The following is a 14,445-nucleotide window of genomic DNA, read 5'->3' as shown; positions in this document are numbered from 1 at the left end:
CTGTGGCACCCCGTACCAGGAGCGCCTGGCCGACCTCGCTCGGCGCCCTCGCCGCCGCGCTGGCCGTGGTGGCGTCCGCCCTGGCGTCCGCCGCGCCCGCGAGCGCGGCTCCCGTCCTGCTGTCCCAAGGAAAACCGGCCACCGCGTCCACTTCGGGGAGTTCGGGTCTCGCGCCCGCGCTCGCGGTCGACGGCGACCCGGCCACCCGCTGGGCCAGCCAGGGCGGCATCGACCCGTCGTGGCTCCAGGTAGACCTCGGGGCCGCGGCGACGATCACGAGGGTCCGGCTCCAGTGGGACCTCTCGTGCGCCCGCGCCTACCGGCTCGAAACGTCGTCCGACGCGAGCACGTGGACCAGCGTCTTCGCCACCGCGAACGGCGCGGGCGGCGTGGAGGACCTGGTGGTGGCCGGGAACGGCCGTTACGTCCGCATGCACGGCACCACGCGCTGCCGCACCGCTCCCTACAACAGCTACTCGTTGCAGGAGTTCCAGGTGTTCGGTGAGATCGGCCGGGCCGACACCACGCCGCCGTCACCGCCGGCGAACCTGCGCTCGGCCACCGTCACGCCCACCTCCGTCGACCTGGCCTGGGACCCGGCCACCGACGACGTCGGCGTGACCTCCTACGAGGTCTACCAGCGCGGCCAGTTCGTCAAGTCGGTCACCGGCACGTCCACCACGGTCACCGGCCTGACCCCCAACGGCTCGTACGTCTACTACGTCAACGCGAAGGACGCCGCCGGCAACATCTCCCAGGCGGGGAACAACCTGGAGGTGACCACCCCGCCCGCGCAGGCCGACACCCAGCGGCCGACCACGCCGACCGGGCTGCGCGTCACGGGCGTCACGGCGAACTCCGTGTCACTGGCGTGGAACCCGGCGACCGACAACGTGGGCGTGACCCGCTACGAGGTCCTCTCGGGCGGCGCGCCGGTGGGCGAGACCACGGGCACGTCGGCCACCATCGGCGGACGCCGCCCGAACACCTCGTACCTGATGAACGTGCGCGCGTACGACGCGGTGGGCAACGTGTCCGACTGGAGCGGCGCGATCACCGCCACCACGACGTCCGGCGGCGACCAGGTCGGCGCGGTGACGCAACTGGCCGCGGACGACGACGTGCCGTGGGGCCTGGACTTCCTGCCCGACGGGTCGGGCGTCTACTCCCGGCGCGACGCGTTCGACATCGTGAAGCTGTCGCCGTCCGGGGCGAAGACCACCCTGGGCACGGTGCCGAACGTCGTCACGACGAACGGCGAGGGCGGCCTGCTGGGCATCGAGGTGTCGCCGACCTTCGCGACCGACAACTACCTGTACATCTACCACACGGCCGCGAACGACAACCGGATCGTGCGGATGAAGGTGCAGGGCAACGCGCTGGTGCAGTCGTCGTTGCAGGTGCTGCTCACCGGCATCCCGCGCAACCGCTACCACAACGGCGGCCGGCTGCGGTTCGGCCCGGACGGCAAGCTGTACGCGGGCACCGGCGACGGCCAGAACGCGAACTGGGCGCAGGACCTGTCGAACCTGGGCGGCAAAGTGTTGCGGCTCAACGCCGACGGCTCCGCGCCGACCGACAACCCCTACTACGGCAACGGCGGCAACGCCCGGTACGTGTGGACCTACGGGCACCGCAACGTGCAGGGCCTCGCGTTCGACGGCCAGGGCAGGCTGTGGCAGGCCGAGCTGGGCAACACGATCATGGACGAGCTGAACCTGGCCGAGCGCGGCGGCAACTACGGCTGGCCCTCGTGCGAGGGCACGTCGGGCGCCTGCGCCGGCTACATCGCGCCGAAGCGGACGTGGAGCACGGCCACCGCCTCGCCCAGCGGCATCACCATCGTCAACAACGCCCTGTACGTCGCCACGCTGCGCGGCAGCAGGCTCTACCGGCTGGTCATCAGCGGCACGTCGGTCGGCTCGGAGACGACCCACTTCCAGGGCACGTACGGCCGCCTGCGCACGGTCGAGCCCGCGCCGGACGGCAGCCTGTGGCTGACCACCAGCGACGACCGGGACAGCACGCCCAACAACTCGAACTCCCGGATCCTGAGGGTGCAGCTGAACTGACCGGTCGGTCCTGAACACCCGCGAGGCGGTCCCGGCACCCGGTCCGGGGCCGCCTCGCGGTCTGCCGGGAGGCGGCGCCCGGGTGGTCCGAGACAGATCCGTGAACGGTTGAACCGAACGTCCCACGGGTGCGTGTCAGGGGTGCGCCAGCAGTCAGCAGAGGAAGGCACCCGCCGATGCACACCACCCGCCGCAACCCGTCGCCGCTCGGCACCCGTCCGAGCACGAGCTGAACGAGAAGAGATGCACGATCCGATCCTCGACCGCGCGCTGCGCCAGGTCCGGGCCGAACGGGCGCGCCACCGCCGCAGCCGCGGCGGTCTCGTCACGGCCGTGGGCGCCGCGCTCGCCGCCGCGGTGCTGGCCGGGGGCGTCCACCTCGGCCGGCACAGCGTGCCCGGGGAACGGGTGCTGGTCGCCACCGCGGCCGACGGCGTGCGGATCACCACCACGGTGACGCCCGCCGACGGCTGGGTGCGGCTGCGCGCGGTGGTGCACGGCGTCGACCCGGGGGAGCGGTGCCGGCTCGTGGTCACCGACGTGCGCGGCCGGCGGCACGTGGCGGGCGGCTGGGTCGCCTCCCGCCACGGCGACACCGCCCTCGCGGGCGCCGCCGTGGTGGACCCGGACGACCTCGCCGCCATCGGCGTCGTCACAGAGGACGGCCGGGTCCTGGTCACCGGTTCCGCCGAATAGGCTGTCGGCCGTGAGGTGGCCGCCCCTGCTGCTGGTGCTCGTGCTGGCGACGGCCTGCGCGGACGGCCGCACCGCGGCCATCGACGAGGTGCCGGTGGCGGTCGAGTCGGTCACGACCACCCCGGACGCGTCGACCGGCACGTTCCGCGTCGACTGCGGGCGCAACGAACCGCGCCACCTCAACGCCGACAACATGGTCATCGCGCCGGGTCAGCCCTCCGGCGCGCACCACACCCACGAGTACGTCGGCAACCTGAGCACGCACGCGGGCTCCACCGACGACTCGCTGGCCGCCGCCGGGACCACCTGCCCGGCCGGCGACAGGTCCACCCACTACTGGCCGGTGCTGCGGCTGACCGACCGGACCGGGCACGACGAGCACGCGCCCGGCGGCGGCGCGCACGGCAACACCGGCGAGGTGCTGCCGCCGTCCCGGGTGGAGATCACGTTCATCGGCAGCCCGGTCAGCCGGGTCGTGCCGATGCCGAGGTTCCTGCGCATGATCACCGGCGACCCGGCGGCGGCGACCAGCGGCCGGGGCCGGGCGCGGTGGAGCTGCGCCGGGTTCGAGGACCGGCACACCGACCGCTACCCGGAGTGCGGGCCGGGCCGCGAGGTGCTGCGCACGTTCGACTTCCCGAGCTGCTGGGACGGCCGCAACACCGACAGCCCGAGCCACCGGGCGCACGCCGAGTTCCCCGGGTCGAACGGGGTGTGCCGGCCGGGCACGTTCCCGATGCCGAAGCTGCGCGTGCGGGTCGCCTACGCGGTGCCCGCCGGGCGGCCGTACGCCATCGACAGCTTCCCCGAGCAGCTGCGCGACCCGCGCACCGACCACGCGATGTTCGTCAACGTGATGCCGGTCGGGCTGATGGACCACGTCACGGCCTGCCTGAACACCGGCGAGACCTGCTCCTGAGGAACTTCCCCCGCCCGCGGTGAACCGAACCCGTCCACCGCCCGTGTCGGGGACGGGAGTCGACGAGAGGAGTGGGTGGATGGCGGGTCTGTGGTCCCGGAAACGGGAGGCCGCGGCCGACGAGGCCCTGATCCGGTCCCTCTACGAGGAGCACGGTCGGGCGCTGCTCGCGTACGCGACGCGGTTGACCGGTGATCGGGCGGCGGCCGAGGACGTCGTCCAGGAGACCCTCGTGCGCGCGTGGCGGCACCCGGACGCCCTGGTGAACGGCAAGGGCTCGGTCCGGGGCTGGCTGCTCACGGTGGCGCGCAACATCGTCACCGACCGGTTCAGGGCGAAGGCGGCCCGACCCCGGGAGGTGGCCGAGACGCCGACGTCGACCCCGCCGGTGCAGCGCGACCACGCGGACTCGGTGGTGGACTCGATGGTGGTGCTGCAAGCCCTGGACCTGCTCTCGTCCGACCACCGCGACGTGCTGATGGAGATCTACTTCCGCGGCCGGAGCGTCACCGAGGCGGCCGAGGCGCTGGGGGTGCCGCCGGGCACGGTGAAGTCGAGGTCCCACTACGCGCTGCGGGCGTTGCGAGAGACGTTCGCCGGGCAGCGGGTCGCGCTGAAGGGGGTGGCCGGATGACCGCGGACCACGATCCACAACTGCTCGGCGCTTACGTGCTGGGCGCGCTCGACGAGCGGGAGGCGCGTGCCGTGGAGGACCACCTGGCGTCCTGCCCGCGGTGCGCCGCCGAGCTGGCCGGGCTGCGGGCGGTGGAGGAGGCCATGGGCGACGTGCCGCCCGAGGCGTTGCTCGACGGCCCGCCCGAGGGCGGCGACCTGCTGCTGCGACGCGCGTTGCGGCAGGCGCGGTCCGAGCGCGCCGGCCGGCTGCGCCGTCGTCAGGTCGGCCTGGGCCTGGTCGCGGCGGCCGTGGCCGCGGTCGTGCTCGGCGGCGGTTTCGCGGTCGGCCGCGGCACCGCGCCCGACGTGGGAGCCGTCCAGCAGACGACGACCGCGCCCGCGCCGCCCGCCGGGACCAAGGTCGGGACGGCCACCGACCCGGACACCGGCGCGCGGATGACCGTGCAGGTCAGGCCCGCCGCCGGGTGGGTGCGGGTGAACGCGTCCGTCGCCGGCGTCGAGCAGGGCCGGGAGTGCCGGCTGTTCGTCGTGGCGAAGGACGGCCGGCGGGCGGAGGCGGGCAGCTGGCTCGTCTCGGCGACCGGTGAGGAGGACGGCACCAACCTCGACGGCTCGGCGCTCATCGCGCCCGAGGACGTCGCGGCGATCGAGGTGCGCGACTTCGACGACGAGCGGATCGTCACGGTGCCGGTGTAGCCCGAACCGGTGTGGGCCCCCGTGCGTCACCGCGCACGGGGGCCGCACCACCGGGGTCAGGGCTTGAGCACGACCTTGCCCACCGCGGCGCGGCCCTCCAGCGCGGTGTGCGCCTCGGCGGCCTCGCTGAGCGGGAACGTCGTCGTCAACGGGACGAGGCGGCCCTCGGCCAGCGCCCGCATGGACAGCTCTTCGAGCCCGCGCAGGGTCGTGCCCTTCGTCATCCGCGGCCCGACGACGACCGACGCGGTGATGCCGAGGCGGTACAGGTCGGACGTGTCGATGGCGGTGGGCTCGCCCGCGGACCAGCCGAACAGCAGGATCCGGCCGCCGACGCCGAGCAGTTCGAGGGACTTGCGGCCCGCCTCGCCGCCGACGCCGTCGAGCACGACGGTGACCCGGCCGATGCCCTGGTCCCAGTCCGGCCGGGTGTAGTCGGCCACCACGTCCGCGCCCAGTCCGCGGACCAGGTCCAGCTTGGCGGTGCTCGCCACGCCGACCACCTCGGCGCCGACCGCCTTGGCCTCCTGCACGAACAGCGCGCCGAGCCCGCCGGCGGCCGAGGTCACGAGGACCACGTCGTCGGCCGTGAGCTCGGCGACGCGCAGCACGCCGACCGCGGTGCGGCCGGTGCCGATCATGGCCACGGCGGCGTCGTCGGACACGTGGTCTGGCAGCTCGTGCAGCGAGGCGACGTTCGCCGCGGCCTGCTCCGCGTACCCGCCACTGGCCTGCCCGAGGTGCGCGACGACCCGCTTGCCCAACCAGTGCGGCTCGACCCCGTCGCCCAGCGCGGTGACGACCCCCGCGACCTCCCGACCCGGCGTCATGGGCAGCTCGGGCAACGGGAACGGGCCACCGCGCACACCGCGGCGGATCGACGTGTCGAGCAGGTGCACCCCGGCCGCGGACACCGCGATCCGCACCTGCCCGGCGCCCGGCTCCGGGTCGGGGGCCCGCTCGTAGCGCAGGCTCTCCGCCGGACCGAACTCGTGCTGAACGATGGCGTGCATCCCGTGATCCCTCCGAAGTCCTGCCACCACGCTAGGAGTTCGAGTTAAGTCGAGGTCAAGCGATCTTGTCCCGGGTGCTCGGCAGACTGGTTCGGCCAATTAGCGGACGTCATAATCGCTTTGACGGGAGCGGCCTGTTCGGAGATAGTCGTACCGACACCGCGGTGGTGTTCGACGAACCACAAAGGGGACCTTCGTGAACAGCAGGGAGACCGAGTGGAACGGTTCCGCGACGCGCGCGTCCGGTGACCGGGGCCAGCGCTCCTGACCTGCCCGTACGTCGAATCCGGCGATACGGCGCGTGATTATTCGGAAATCGTATCGGCCTATTGGCCGGCATGATCGGCGCGCATTGGGTGCGGTCACGGCGGCCCGACCTTCATGGGGTGGGTCGGGGCGGATAAAACCCGGCACGACGGGCTGTGCGACTCCTGTCGGAAAAGGGGGGACGGGTTCGTGCGCCCGTCCTCCGCCGCCATCCGGCCCAAGGGCGTGGCCCGGGCTGTTTGCGGTTCGTGGCGGACGGGTAGTCGGTGGGCGTCCGGAGCCCGGTCAGACGGGCTCGTGGTCCTCAGTTGGAGGGCGAGATGACCCACCACTCGACGGTCGGTCGCGTCAAGGTCGCGGGCCTGCAACCCGCCCAGGTGCTGGCAGGCCTGGTCGGCCTGGTCTTCCTCGCCTTGGGCGTGCTGGGCTTCATGCGCACCGGGTTCGGCGACTTCGCGGGCGACCAGCACGCGATGCTGCTCGGGTTCACGCTGAACCCGCTGCACAACGTCGTCCACCTGGCGTTCGGTGTGCTCGGCCTGCTCATGGCGAGCACGTCCGGCCTGGCCCGGCTGTACGGCTGGATCCTGTTCATCGGCTACGGCGCCGTGCTGCTGTGGGGCCTGGCCCTGGCCGGGGTGTTCTCCACCAACCCGGTGGCCGGCCTCGGCAACCCGCTGGCGCTCAACATCAACGACAACTGGCTGCACCTCGGCCTCGCCGCCGTCGGTCTGCTGATCGCGGTGCTGCCGGCGCGGCGCAAGATCGTGACGGAACCCCCGATCGACGAGGTCGGTCCTGGGGAGACGGTCACGGACGGGACGTTCGACGACCGGACGGCCGCCGACCGGCGTCAGGAGCACGCGCGGTACGAGCGGGAAGCGAGCATCCGCGACCCCAAGGCCGACCCGGTGACCCAGGAGATGCCCACGCAGCGCGTGGACGACACCCGGCACGGCGCGCACCGCGACGAGCGGATCGAGTCGATGGACCCGACCATGAACCCGCGGCCGGTCCAGCCGATCGACCCGGCCATCGCGGAGCAGCACAAGTCGCGGTTCGGCCGGTGACGTGACGTCGACGGCCTGAGCCGCCGACGTCCTGGCAGGAGAAGTCGCGAACGGTGCACGGTCCGCCTGGGACCGTGCACCGTCGTGCGTCGTGGGCCTGCCGCGGGGCCCTGACCTCCGGGGCACCGGTGCGCCGTCGTCCCACGGCGGCCGGCCTGCGTGCCGGAGCGCGGTCCAGGTCAAGTCCCCGGCCCAGGTCCTGGCATGCTGGGTGGCGATGTCGACTCTGACGAAATGGGCTCCCGCCGTGCTGGCGCTGGTCCTCGTGGCCAGTCCCGGCGTGTGGCGGTACAGCAGGCACGTCATCACCATCGCGCACGAGGCTGGGCACGCCCTCGTCGCGCTGCTCACCGGCCGGCGGCTGGAGGGCATCAAGCTGAACTCGGACACGTCCGGGGTCACCGTGTCGAGCGGGAGGCCGACCGGCCTCGCGGTGGTGCTGATGTACTTCGCGGGGTACGTGACGCCGTCGTTGCTCGGCCTGGGCGCGGCGGTGCTGGTGACGTCCGACCAGGTCCGGCCGTTGCTGTGGGCGACGGTGGGGCTGCTCGTCGGGATGCTGGTCATGATCCGCAACGCGTTCGGCGTGCTGTCGGTGGTGGTGACCGGCGCGGTGATGGTCGTCGTGTCCTGGTACGCGACGGCGGAGTGGCAGGCGGCGTTCGCGCTGTTCGTGACGTGGTTCCTGCTGCTGGGCGGGGTGCGGCCGGTGGGGGAGTTGCAGCGTCGGCGGATGCGCGGGTTGGCGCGGCAGTCCGACGCCGACCAGCTGGCGCGGATCACGCGGGTGCCGGGCCTGGTGTGGGTGCTGCTGTTCGCCGGCGTGGCGGTGGGGACTCTGGTGCTGGGCGGACGGTTGTTGCTGCCCCTGTGAGCGCCCTGGTCCGGTGTGGGCCTGGCTTGGCTTGTTGCGACCACTCGATCGAGCGAAGAGTGCAACCTGGGACAACCTGGATCGCATTACTCGTGTTAGCCGGATAAAACGGCCGGCCCGGCGGCGACCAGGACTGGCGAGCCCCACTGGCGACCACGGCGGTCGACCACGGTGGTCGACCACGGCGATTGACCACGGCGATCGACCACCGTCGAGGCCGACGTGGCCGAGTGGTGGGCGACGCTGCGCCGCAGTCCTTTGTGGACGCCGACCCGGTGGACCCGTGCGGATCATGTGGGAGTTGTCGCCCCGGTTGCCCGAGGACGCGATCGTCACCGCCGACTCGGGGGCCGCGGCCAACTGGTACGCGCGGTTGGTGAAGACCGGCCCGTGGTGCTGGACGTGCGGTGCGACCCGAACGTGCCGCCGATCCCGCCGCGCACGACGTTCGAGCAGGCCAAGGCGACCGCCGAGGCGATGCTCCGCGGCGACCCGGACGCGTGGGACGTGGTCAGGCGCGGGGTGGCGACCGAGGTTCAGGAGTTCCTGCGCGGGTAACCGGTGGCCATGGTCAGCATCGGTTACTTCCTCTCCAGCGAGGAACACGGACCGCGTGAGCTGGTGAGGCAGGCGCGGTGGGCGGAGCAGGCAGGGTTCGAGCGGTTGTGGATCTCCGACCACTACCACCCGTGGAACCGCGAGCAGGGCAACAGCCCGTTCGTGTGGTCCGTCATCGGGGCGCTGTCGGAGGTCACGTCGTTGCCCATCACGACCGCGGTCACCTGTCCGACTCTGAGAATTCACCCGGCGGTGGTGGCCCAGGCCGCGGCCACGGCCGCCGTCCAGTGCCAGGGCGGGTTCACCCTCGGGGTGGGCACGGGTGAGGCGTTGAACGAGCACATCTTCGGCGACCCGTGGCCGTCCGCGCCGGAACGGCTGGAGATGCTCGAAGAGGCCGTCGAGGTGATGCGGGCGCTGTGGACCGGCGAGGAGGTCAGCCACCGCGGCGAGCACTACAAGGTCGAGAACGCCCGGCTCTACACGGTCCCTCCATCACCCGTCCCGGTGTACGTGTCGGCGTTCGGGCCGAAGGCGGCGGAGGTGGCCGGGCGGATCGGCGACGGCCTGTGCTCCACCATGCCGGACCCGTCGCTGCTGGAGAAGTTCCGCGCCGCCGGCGGCGCGGGCAAGCCGACCCAGGCCGGCTTCAAGGTCTGCCACGCGCCGTCCGCCGAAGCGGCGGTGAAGACCGCGCACCGGCTGTGGGCCAACGAGCAGCTGCCCGGCGAACTGGCCCAGGTGCTGCCTACGCCGAGGCACTTCGAGCAGGCGTCGACGCTGGTCACCGAGGACATGGTGGCCTCGGCGCTGCCCGTGGGTCCCGACCCGGGCCCGTACCTGGACCGCGTCCGCGAGTTCGCCGACGCGGGCTACGACGAGGTGTACGTCAGCCAGATCGGTCCGGACCAGGAGCGGTTCTTCTCCTTCTGGGCCGAGTCCGTGGCGCCCGAGCTGAACGGCGCCGCCACCGCGCCGGGAGGAGTGCGATGACCGATCCGGACGAACGCCCGCTGGACGAGATCGAGCAGCTGGACGAGGACGAGCTGGGCGTCGACCCGCTGGAGCGCGGCATCGAGCCGCCGGAGCACTGGAGCGGCGCGGACCGCCACGGCACCACGCCGCGCGAGCAGCGCGAGGGCGAGACCCTCGACCAGCGGCTCGCGCAGGAGGAACCGGAGTAACCACCCTCCTTCGGTAATCCATCCGATGAGGCGCACCACGTTTGCCCCTGGGGGAGCAGCGGGTAAGCCGTGATCAAGCACCGTGACACCGCAAGGGGGTTCATCCGATGACCAGCACCGCGCGCCTGCCCAAGCCCGTCACCGACGTCTGGGACTGGCAGAAGGAGGGGTTGTGCCGAGGCCGTGACAGCGCGGTCTTCTTCCACCCGGACAACGAGCGCGGCTCCGCCCGGGCCGCTCGCGAGGACAAGGCCAAGCAGCTCTGCGCCCGCTGCCCCGTGGTGGACCCGTGCCGCGAGCACGCGCTCGCGGTGCAGGAGCCCTACGGCGTGTGGGGCGGCATGGGCGAGGACGAGAGGCGGCGGCTCATCGCCAACCGCCGCCGCTCCGCCGCCTGATCCCGGACTGCCCGCCGCCGGTCGGACTCGCGTCAACCCCCGGTCCCCCCGAATGCACAAAGGCCGCCTGACAGCGGAGTCAGGCGGCCTTCGCGTCGGATCCACTCGCGTCGTCCGCGTCGGATCCGCGGCTTACTCGCTCAGCCCCTCGCGCAGCTGGCGCAGCGTCTTGGCCAGCAGCCGCGACACGTGCATCTGCGAGATGCCGACCTTCTGCGCGATCTGGGTCTGCGTCATGTTCCCGAAGAACCGCATCACCACGATCTTGCGCTCCCGCTCCGGCAACTTCTCCAGCAACGGGTGCAGCGCCTCGCGCTGCTCGATCGCCTCCAGCTCCGGGTCCTCCTCGCCGAGCGTGCTGCCCAGCGAGATGGAGCTGTCGTCGGCCACCAGCAGGTCGTCCAGCGACGCGCTGTGGTAGGCGTTGCCCGCCGCCAGCCCTTCGTGGATCTCCTCCCGGCTCAACCCCAGGTGCTGCGCCAGCTCGCTCGGCGTCGGCGCGCGACCCAGCTGCTGCGACAGCCGCGCCGACCCCGCGTTGATCGCCAGGTGCAGCTCCTTGAGCCGCCGCGGCATGCGCACCGACCAGCTGGAGTCCCGGAAGTACTTCCGGACCTCGCCCATGATCGTCGGCACCGCGAACGACAGGAAGTCGCTGCCGCGCTCCGGGTCGAACCGGTCCACCGCGTTGATCAACCCGACGGTGGCCACCTGCACCAGGTCGTCGTGCGGCTCACCGCGGTGGCCGAACCGCCGGGCGATGTGCTTGGCCACGGGCAGGTGCTCGGTCACCAGCTCGTCGCGCAACCGCTCCCGCGCCGGGTCGTCCTTCCCGGTCGCGGCGAGCCGGACGAACAGCGGCGCCAGGTGGTCGTAGTCACCCTGGGTGCTGGACCGTGTCGTGCCCCCGTCCGTCCCCGTCACGCATCCACCGTCCCCAACGACCTCTTGACCAGGTCGATGTGCACCTCGAACGCGTCCGCCTGCGGCGCGACCCAGGTCGTCACGGAGTCGACCAGGGCGCTCAGCACGCGCCAGCCGAAGCTGTCCCGGTCCGGCGGCGCCGACCGCTGCGAGCCCACCTTGGTGAACACCTGCACCGAACCGTCCACCACGACGAACTGGGCGCTGAGCACCGCACCCCCGTCGGCCAGCGAGATCAGGGTCGAGCACGCCTCGTCGACCGCCAGCTTCAGGTCCTCGATGGAGTCAAGGTCGAAGTCCTGCCGCATGGCGATGTCCGCCGCCACGGCTCGGACGATCGACAGCTGCGTGGGGTCGGCCGCCATCCGCAACTCGACCCCGGCCAGGGCGTTATCCGACTCACCGCTTCGCGGCTCAGTGTGCGACACGCTCACCTCGTCGTCCGTTCTGTCTCGTTGTGCTGCTGAAGCTACCGGTACCCGAATTGATCGTCGTTCACACGTGTAGCCGACGTGCGCGCCGGGAAGACTGACAGTTGCGAGACGGGGAGGGCTTTTGACCGATCAACTCGCTGACCACCACTGGGGTGTCGAGTTCCCGGCACAGCCCGGGCAACTCGCGGTGGTCCGCGCCCAGCTCGACGCCTGGCTGACCGCCGAGAGGCTGACCGAGGACGACCGCTACGACCTGCTCCTCGCGGTCAACGAAGCCGCGAGCAACGCCGTGGAGCACGCCTACGGCCCGGAGGAGCAGGGTCTCGTCCGGATCGACGCCCAGGCCAGACCCGACGGCAGCGTGCGCGTCGTCATCACCGACCACGGCGGCTGGCGCGTGCCGCCGGCGACCCTGACCGCCCGCGGGCGCGGACTGCTGCTCATGCGCGAGAACGTCGACGAAGTGCTGGTCGACCGGGGCGCGGGCGGCACCACGGTGACCCTGGTCCTCGCGCCCCGGCACGCCCGGGGCGGCACGTTCCTCGTCCCGCCGGCGCCGGCCGACCCGGTGGAGGTGACCGCGCGTGACGGCTGGGTGGAAGTGCACGTGCGCGGCGACGTGCCGGCGCACGCCGCGCCCGCCGTCCGCCGCCGCATCCTGACCGCCGCACGCGGCGGGACCGTACCGGTGGTCGTAGACCTGCGCGCGTTGGGCGAGCGCAGCGAAGGCCTGGTCCGCAGCCTGCGGGCGGTCGCCGAGGCCGCCGCCGCGGCGGGCAACCGCGTCGTCGTGCGCGCGTCCGAAGACGGCCACGCCCGCCGCGCACTCGTCGCGGCGGGCGTGGACCAAGTCGTCGACCTGGTGCCGCACGTCTAGCCCCGCTCCGTCCAGCCCCGCTCCGTCACCTGGCTCGTCAGCGGGACCCGTCGGACTCCAGGGCCTGCTCGACCGACTGGAACACGCTGAACACCTCGCCCAGGCCGGTCGCGGCCAGCGGGCGGGTCACGGCGCGCTCCACCGCCACCACGCGGAACGACGCGTCACGCCGCTGGGCGTGCTGCGACGCCTCCACCAGCACCGCGAGGCCGGCCGAGCCGAGGAAGCTCACGCCCGACAGGTCCAGCACCAGCGTGCTGCCCGCGTCGAGGTGCCGCAGCGCGTCCGCCCGCAACTGCGGCGCGGTGAGCATGTCGACCTCACCGCTCACGGCGACCACGGTGACCCCGTCGACCGGGGTGCGCACGGCGAGGCCGAGCTGCCCGGCCCGCGGGCTGTCGGACGCGGCGGACTCGGCTCCGCTCGTCGCCACGACGTTCGGATCCTGAACCGTCACGAGGCACTCCTCTTCAGCTGGAACCGCTGGGTGGGAAGCCCGGACGCACGAAGTGTGCGCGCAGCACTGAACAGCAGCGTGGCGGAAACGTTTCCCCGCTAGCCGGACTTCCCGGCGCGGCTGTTTGCTCAACCGCTGCGGCACCCACCGTACGTAGCCCGCGGCGACACCACAAGCGCGCGGCCGGCGCCTTGACAGGCATCAGTGTAGTGCGCCGTTCGGTGTGCGGCGGGCGACGCACGGTGAACGGTTTGGTACCGCCGGGGCCGGTTACACCTCGGGGGAAGCGTTCCCGCCCGCCGCGCGCAACTGGGCGACGCAACCGCCCGCCGGTCGAGACCGGGCACGGATGAGGAGGTGGTCTCGACCACGGTCGCGCAGAATCGGGTGACGGGGATAACGCCGCGAGAGCCGCGAGCGACAACCCTGGTGGAGGGATCTGAACATGAGCACCAGAACGGAAACCGAGTCCGAGCCCGCGAAGCGGAGGGCGGCGCGTGCCGGCGCCACCGGCGCGGCGCCGCTGCCCACAGCCCCGTGCAGCGTGGTCTGGAGCAAGGGCCACGCCTACGTGCTCGAAGGTTTCCGGGCCCGCTGGGTCGGCGTCGACGACCGCGGTCGTCCGCAGGCGCTCAGCGGTGACGAACTGCGGCGCCGCGGCTGGAGCCGCACCCGATCGAACAACTGAGCGCACCGCGGGCGAGCCCGCCGGGGCCCGCACCGCGAGTCGACCACCGGTGCACGCCGAGCGGCCATCTACAGTGCGGACGTGTCGCACGATCCAGCCGACCGGCTGCTGACCATCCCGAACGCGCTGAGCGTGTTGCGGCTGCTCGGCGTGCCCCTGTTCCTCTACCTGCTGCTCGGGCCGCACGCCGACGGCTGGGCGCTGGTCGTGCTCGTCGCGGCGGGCCTGTCCGACTGGCTCGACGGCAAGATCGCCCGGTGGCTCGACCAGACCAGCAGGCTCGGCGCCCTGCTCGACCCGGCCGCCGACCGCCTCTACATCCTCGCCACGCTGCTCGCGTTCGTCGTGCGCGGCATCGTGCCCTGGTGGGTGGCGGCGGCGCTGGTCGGCCGCGAACTCGTCGTCGGTGTCTGCCTGGCCGTGCTCCGGACCCGCGGCTACGGCCCGTTCGAGGTCAACTACCTCGGCAAGGCGGCCACGTTCAACCTGCTCTACGCGTTCCCCATGCTCCTGCTCGCCCAGGGCGCCTCCACCGCCGCGCAGATCGCCCGACCGGTGGCGTACGCGTTCATGGTCTGGGGTGGGGCCTTGTACCTGTGGTCGGGCGTGCTGTACGTCTACCAGTTCACCCTCGCGATGCGGCGACAGCCGGGTGTCGCGACGGCCTGAACGCCGACGTGGG

Annotated in this window: 17 protein-coding genes and 1 pseudogene; 14 read left to right on the top strand and 4 right to left on the bottom strand. The window is 72.5% G+C overall.

Annotation, left to right across the window (positions count from 1 at the left end; all coding sequences use genetic code 11):
- Window positions 1–2: 2 nt before the first annotated feature.
- From ACQPYE_RS31285 to ACQPYE_RS31265, 5 genes are all read left to right on the top strand, one after another.
- Window positions 3–2,072: a PQQ-dependent sugar dehydrogenase gene (locus tag ACQPYE_RS31285; RefSeq protein WP_498716562.1), complete on the top strand. Its 2,070-nt coding sequence runs from the start codon at window positions 3–5 to the stop codon at window positions 2,070–2,072.
- A 243-nt stretch (window positions 2,073–2,315) separates the two neighbouring features.
- Window positions 2,316–2,768 carry a hypothetical protein gene (locus ACQPYE_RS31280; protein WP_498716560.1) on the top strand — a complete coding sequence of 151 codons (453 nt, stop codon included), beginning with the start codon at window positions 2,316–2,318 and terminating at the stop codon, window positions 2,766–2,768.
- A gap of 10 nt (window positions 2,769–2,778) precedes the next feature.
- Entirely contained in the window at window positions 2,779–3,687 is a 909-nt protein-coding gene (locus tag ACQPYE_RS31275) for a DUF1996 domain-containing protein (RefSeq protein ID WP_498716559.1), read from the top strand.
- 79 nt (window positions 3,688–3,766) lie between these two features.
- On the top strand, window positions 3,767–4,321 hold the full coding sequence (locus tag ACQPYE_RS31270; RefSeq protein ID WP_498716558.1) for a sigma-70 family RNA polymerase sigma factor: 555 nt from the start codon (window positions 3,767–3,769) through the stop codon (window positions 4,319–4,321).
- Window positions 4,318–5,019, top strand: a complete 702-nt coding sequence (locus ACQPYE_RS31265) for an anti-sigma factor (protein ID WP_498716557.1) — start codon at window positions 4,318–4,320, stop codon at window positions 5,017–5,019. Before ACQPYE_RS31270 ends, ACQPYE_RS31265 begins: the two co-directional genes overlap by 4 nt.
- 56 nt (window positions 5,020–5,075) lie before the next feature.
- Here ACQPYE_RS31265 and ACQPYE_RS31260 read toward each other — a convergent pair whose 3' ends face one another.
- A complete protein-coding gene (locus ACQPYE_RS31260) occupies window positions 5,076–6,032 on the bottom strand; it encodes a zinc-binding dehydrogenase (RefSeq protein ID WP_498716556.1) in 957 nt (318 codons plus the stop codon).
- A gap of 587 nt (window positions 6,033–6,619) precedes the next feature.
- Between ACQPYE_RS31260 and ACQPYE_RS31255 the strand changes: the two genes are divergently transcribed.
- The 6 genes and pseudogenes from ACQPYE_RS31255 (at window position 6,620) to ACQPYE_RS31230 (ending at window position 10,383) form a co-directional block, all read left to right on the top strand.
- Window positions 6,620–7,369: a DUF4383 domain-containing protein gene (locus ACQPYE_RS31255; protein ID WP_498716555.1), complete on the top strand. Its 750-nt coding sequence runs from the start codon at window positions 6,620–6,622 to the stop codon at window positions 7,367–7,369.
- 217 nt (window positions 7,370–7,586) lie between these two features.
- A complete protein-coding gene (locus tag ACQPYE_RS31250) occupies window positions 7,587–8,243 on the top strand; it encodes a M50 family metallopeptidase (protein ID WP_498716554.1) in 657 nt (218 codons plus the stop codon).
- 366 nt (window positions 8,244–8,609) lie between these two features.
- Window positions 8,610–8,801 (top strand): annotated as a pseudogene (locus tag ACQPYE_RS31245) (thiamine pyrophosphate-dependent enzyme); the annotation flags it as partial.
- 9 nt (window positions 8,802–8,810) lie between these two features.
- Window positions 8,811–9,794: a TIGR03557 family F420-dependent LLM class oxidoreductase gene (locus tag ACQPYE_RS31240; RefSeq protein WP_498716553.1), complete on the top strand. Its 984-nt coding sequence runs from the start codon at window positions 8,811–8,813 to the stop codon at window positions 9,792–9,794.
- On the top strand, window positions 9,791–9,985 hold the full coding sequence (locus ACQPYE_RS31235) for a hypothetical protein (protein ID WP_498716551.1): 195 nt from the start codon (window positions 9,791–9,793) through the stop codon (window positions 9,983–9,985). Before ACQPYE_RS31240 ends, ACQPYE_RS31235 begins: the two co-directional genes overlap by 4 nt.
- A 107-nt stretch (window positions 9,986–10,092) precedes the next feature.
- Window positions 10,093–10,383, top strand: a complete 291-nt coding sequence (locus ACQPYE_RS31230; protein ID WP_498716549.1) for a WhiB family transcriptional regulator — start codon at window positions 10,093–10,095, stop codon at window positions 10,381–10,383.
- 132 nt (window positions 10,384–10,515) lie between these two features.
- Here the strand turns inward: ACQPYE_RS31230 and ACQPYE_RS31225 are convergent, their stop codons facing one another.
- Both ACQPYE_RS31225 and ACQPYE_RS31220 read right to left on the bottom strand, forming a co-directional pair.
- Entirely contained in the window at window positions 10,516–11,307 is a 792-nt protein-coding gene (locus ACQPYE_RS31225) for a SigB/SigF/SigG family RNA polymerase sigma factor (RefSeq protein ID WP_498716547.1), read from the bottom strand.
- On the bottom strand, window positions 11,304–11,735 hold the full coding sequence (locus ACQPYE_RS31220) for an ATP-binding protein (protein WP_498716544.1): 432 nt from the start codon (window positions 11,733–11,735) through the stop codon (window positions 11,304–11,306). Before ACQPYE_RS31220 ends, ACQPYE_RS31225 begins: the two co-directional genes overlap by 4 nt.
- Before the next feature lie 127 nt (window positions 11,736–11,862).
- Here ACQPYE_RS31220 and ACQPYE_RS31215 point away from each other — a divergent pair, with 127 nt between their 5' ends.
- The gene (locus ACQPYE_RS31215) at window positions 11,863–12,618 is read left to right on the top strand and encodes an ATP-binding protein (protein WP_498716543.1); all 756 of its coding nucleotides are present in this window, start codon (window positions 11,863–11,865) and stop codon (window positions 12,616–12,618) included.
- A 37-nt stretch (window positions 12,619–12,655) separates the two neighbouring features.
- Here ACQPYE_RS31215 and ACQPYE_RS31210 read toward each other — a convergent pair whose 3' ends face one another.
- On the bottom strand, window positions 12,656–13,075 hold the full coding sequence (locus tag ACQPYE_RS31210) for an STAS domain-containing protein (RefSeq protein WP_498716542.1): 420 nt from the start codon (window positions 13,073–13,075) through the stop codon (window positions 12,656–12,658).
- A gap of 445 nt (window positions 13,076–13,520) precedes the next feature.
- Between ACQPYE_RS31210 and ACQPYE_RS31205 the strand changes: the two genes are divergently transcribed.
- Together ACQPYE_RS31205 and clsA are read left to right on the top strand one after the other, a co-directional pair.
- Window positions 13,521–13,763, top strand: a complete 243-nt coding sequence (locus ACQPYE_RS31205; protein ID WP_498716540.1) for a hypothetical protein — start codon at window positions 13,521–13,523, stop codon at window positions 13,761–13,763.
- Window positions 13,764–13,844: 81 nt separating this feature from the next.
- Window positions 13,845–14,432 (top strand): cardiolipin synthase ClsA, encoded by a 588-nt coding sequence (clsA, locus tag ACQPYE_RS31200; RefSeq protein WP_498716538.1) that lies wholly within the window; start codon window positions 13,845–13,847, stop codon window positions 14,430–14,432.
- Window positions 14,433–14,445 lie beyond the last annotated feature (13 nt).

This window comes from Actinosynnema sp. CA-299493, from assembly GCF_050946825.1.
Taxonomy (GTDB): domain Bacteria; phylum Actinomycetota; class Actinomycetes; order Mycobacteriales; family Pseudonocardiaceae; genus Actinosynnema.
Note: the sequence above shows the minus strand (reverse complement) of the source record. Positions and strands in the feature narration are given on the sequence as shown.

Excerpts from the sequence above, each read along its gene's own strand:
- ACQPYE_RS31280 (WP_498716560.1), top strand. The coding sequence starts at position 2,316 with ATGCACGATCCGATCCTCGACCGCGCGCTGCGCCAGGTCCGGGCCGAA.
- ACQPYE_RS31270 (WP_498716558.1), top strand. The coding sequence starts at position 3,767 with ATGGCGGGTCTGTGGTCCCGGAAACGGGAGGCCGCGGCCGACGAGGCC.
- ACQPYE_RS31265 (WP_498716557.1), top strand. The coding sequence starts at position 4,318 with ATGACCGCGGACCACGATCCACAACTGCTCGGCGCTTACGTGCTGGGC.
- ACQPYE_RS31260 (WP_498716556.1), bottom strand. The coding sequence starts at position 6,032 with ATGCACGCCATCGTTCAGCACGAGTTCGGTCCGGCGGAGAGCCTGCGC.
- ACQPYE_RS31255 (WP_498716555.1), top strand. The coding sequence starts at position 6,620 with ATGACCCACCACTCGACGGTCGGTCGCGTCAAGGTCGCGGGCCTGCAA.
- ACQPYE_RS31250 (WP_498716554.1), top strand. The coding sequence starts at position 7,587 with ATGTCGACTCTGACGAAATGGGCTCCCGCCGTGCTGGCGCTGGTCCTC.
- ACQPYE_RS31240 (WP_498716553.1), top strand. The coding sequence starts at position 8,811 with ATGGTCAGCATCGGTTACTTCCTCTCCAGCGAGGAACACGGACCGCGT.
- ACQPYE_RS31235 (WP_498716551.1), top strand. The coding sequence starts at position 9,791 with ATGACCGATCCGGACGAACGCCCGCTGGACGAGATCGAGCAGCTGGAC.
- ACQPYE_RS31230 (WP_498716549.1), top strand. The coding sequence starts at position 10,093 with ATGACCAGCACCGCGCGCCTGCCCAAGCCCGTCACCGACGTCTGGGAC.
- ACQPYE_RS31205 (WP_498716540.1), top strand. The coding sequence starts at position 13,521 with ATGAGCACCAGAACGGAAACCGAGTCCGAGCCCGCGAAGCGGAGGGCG.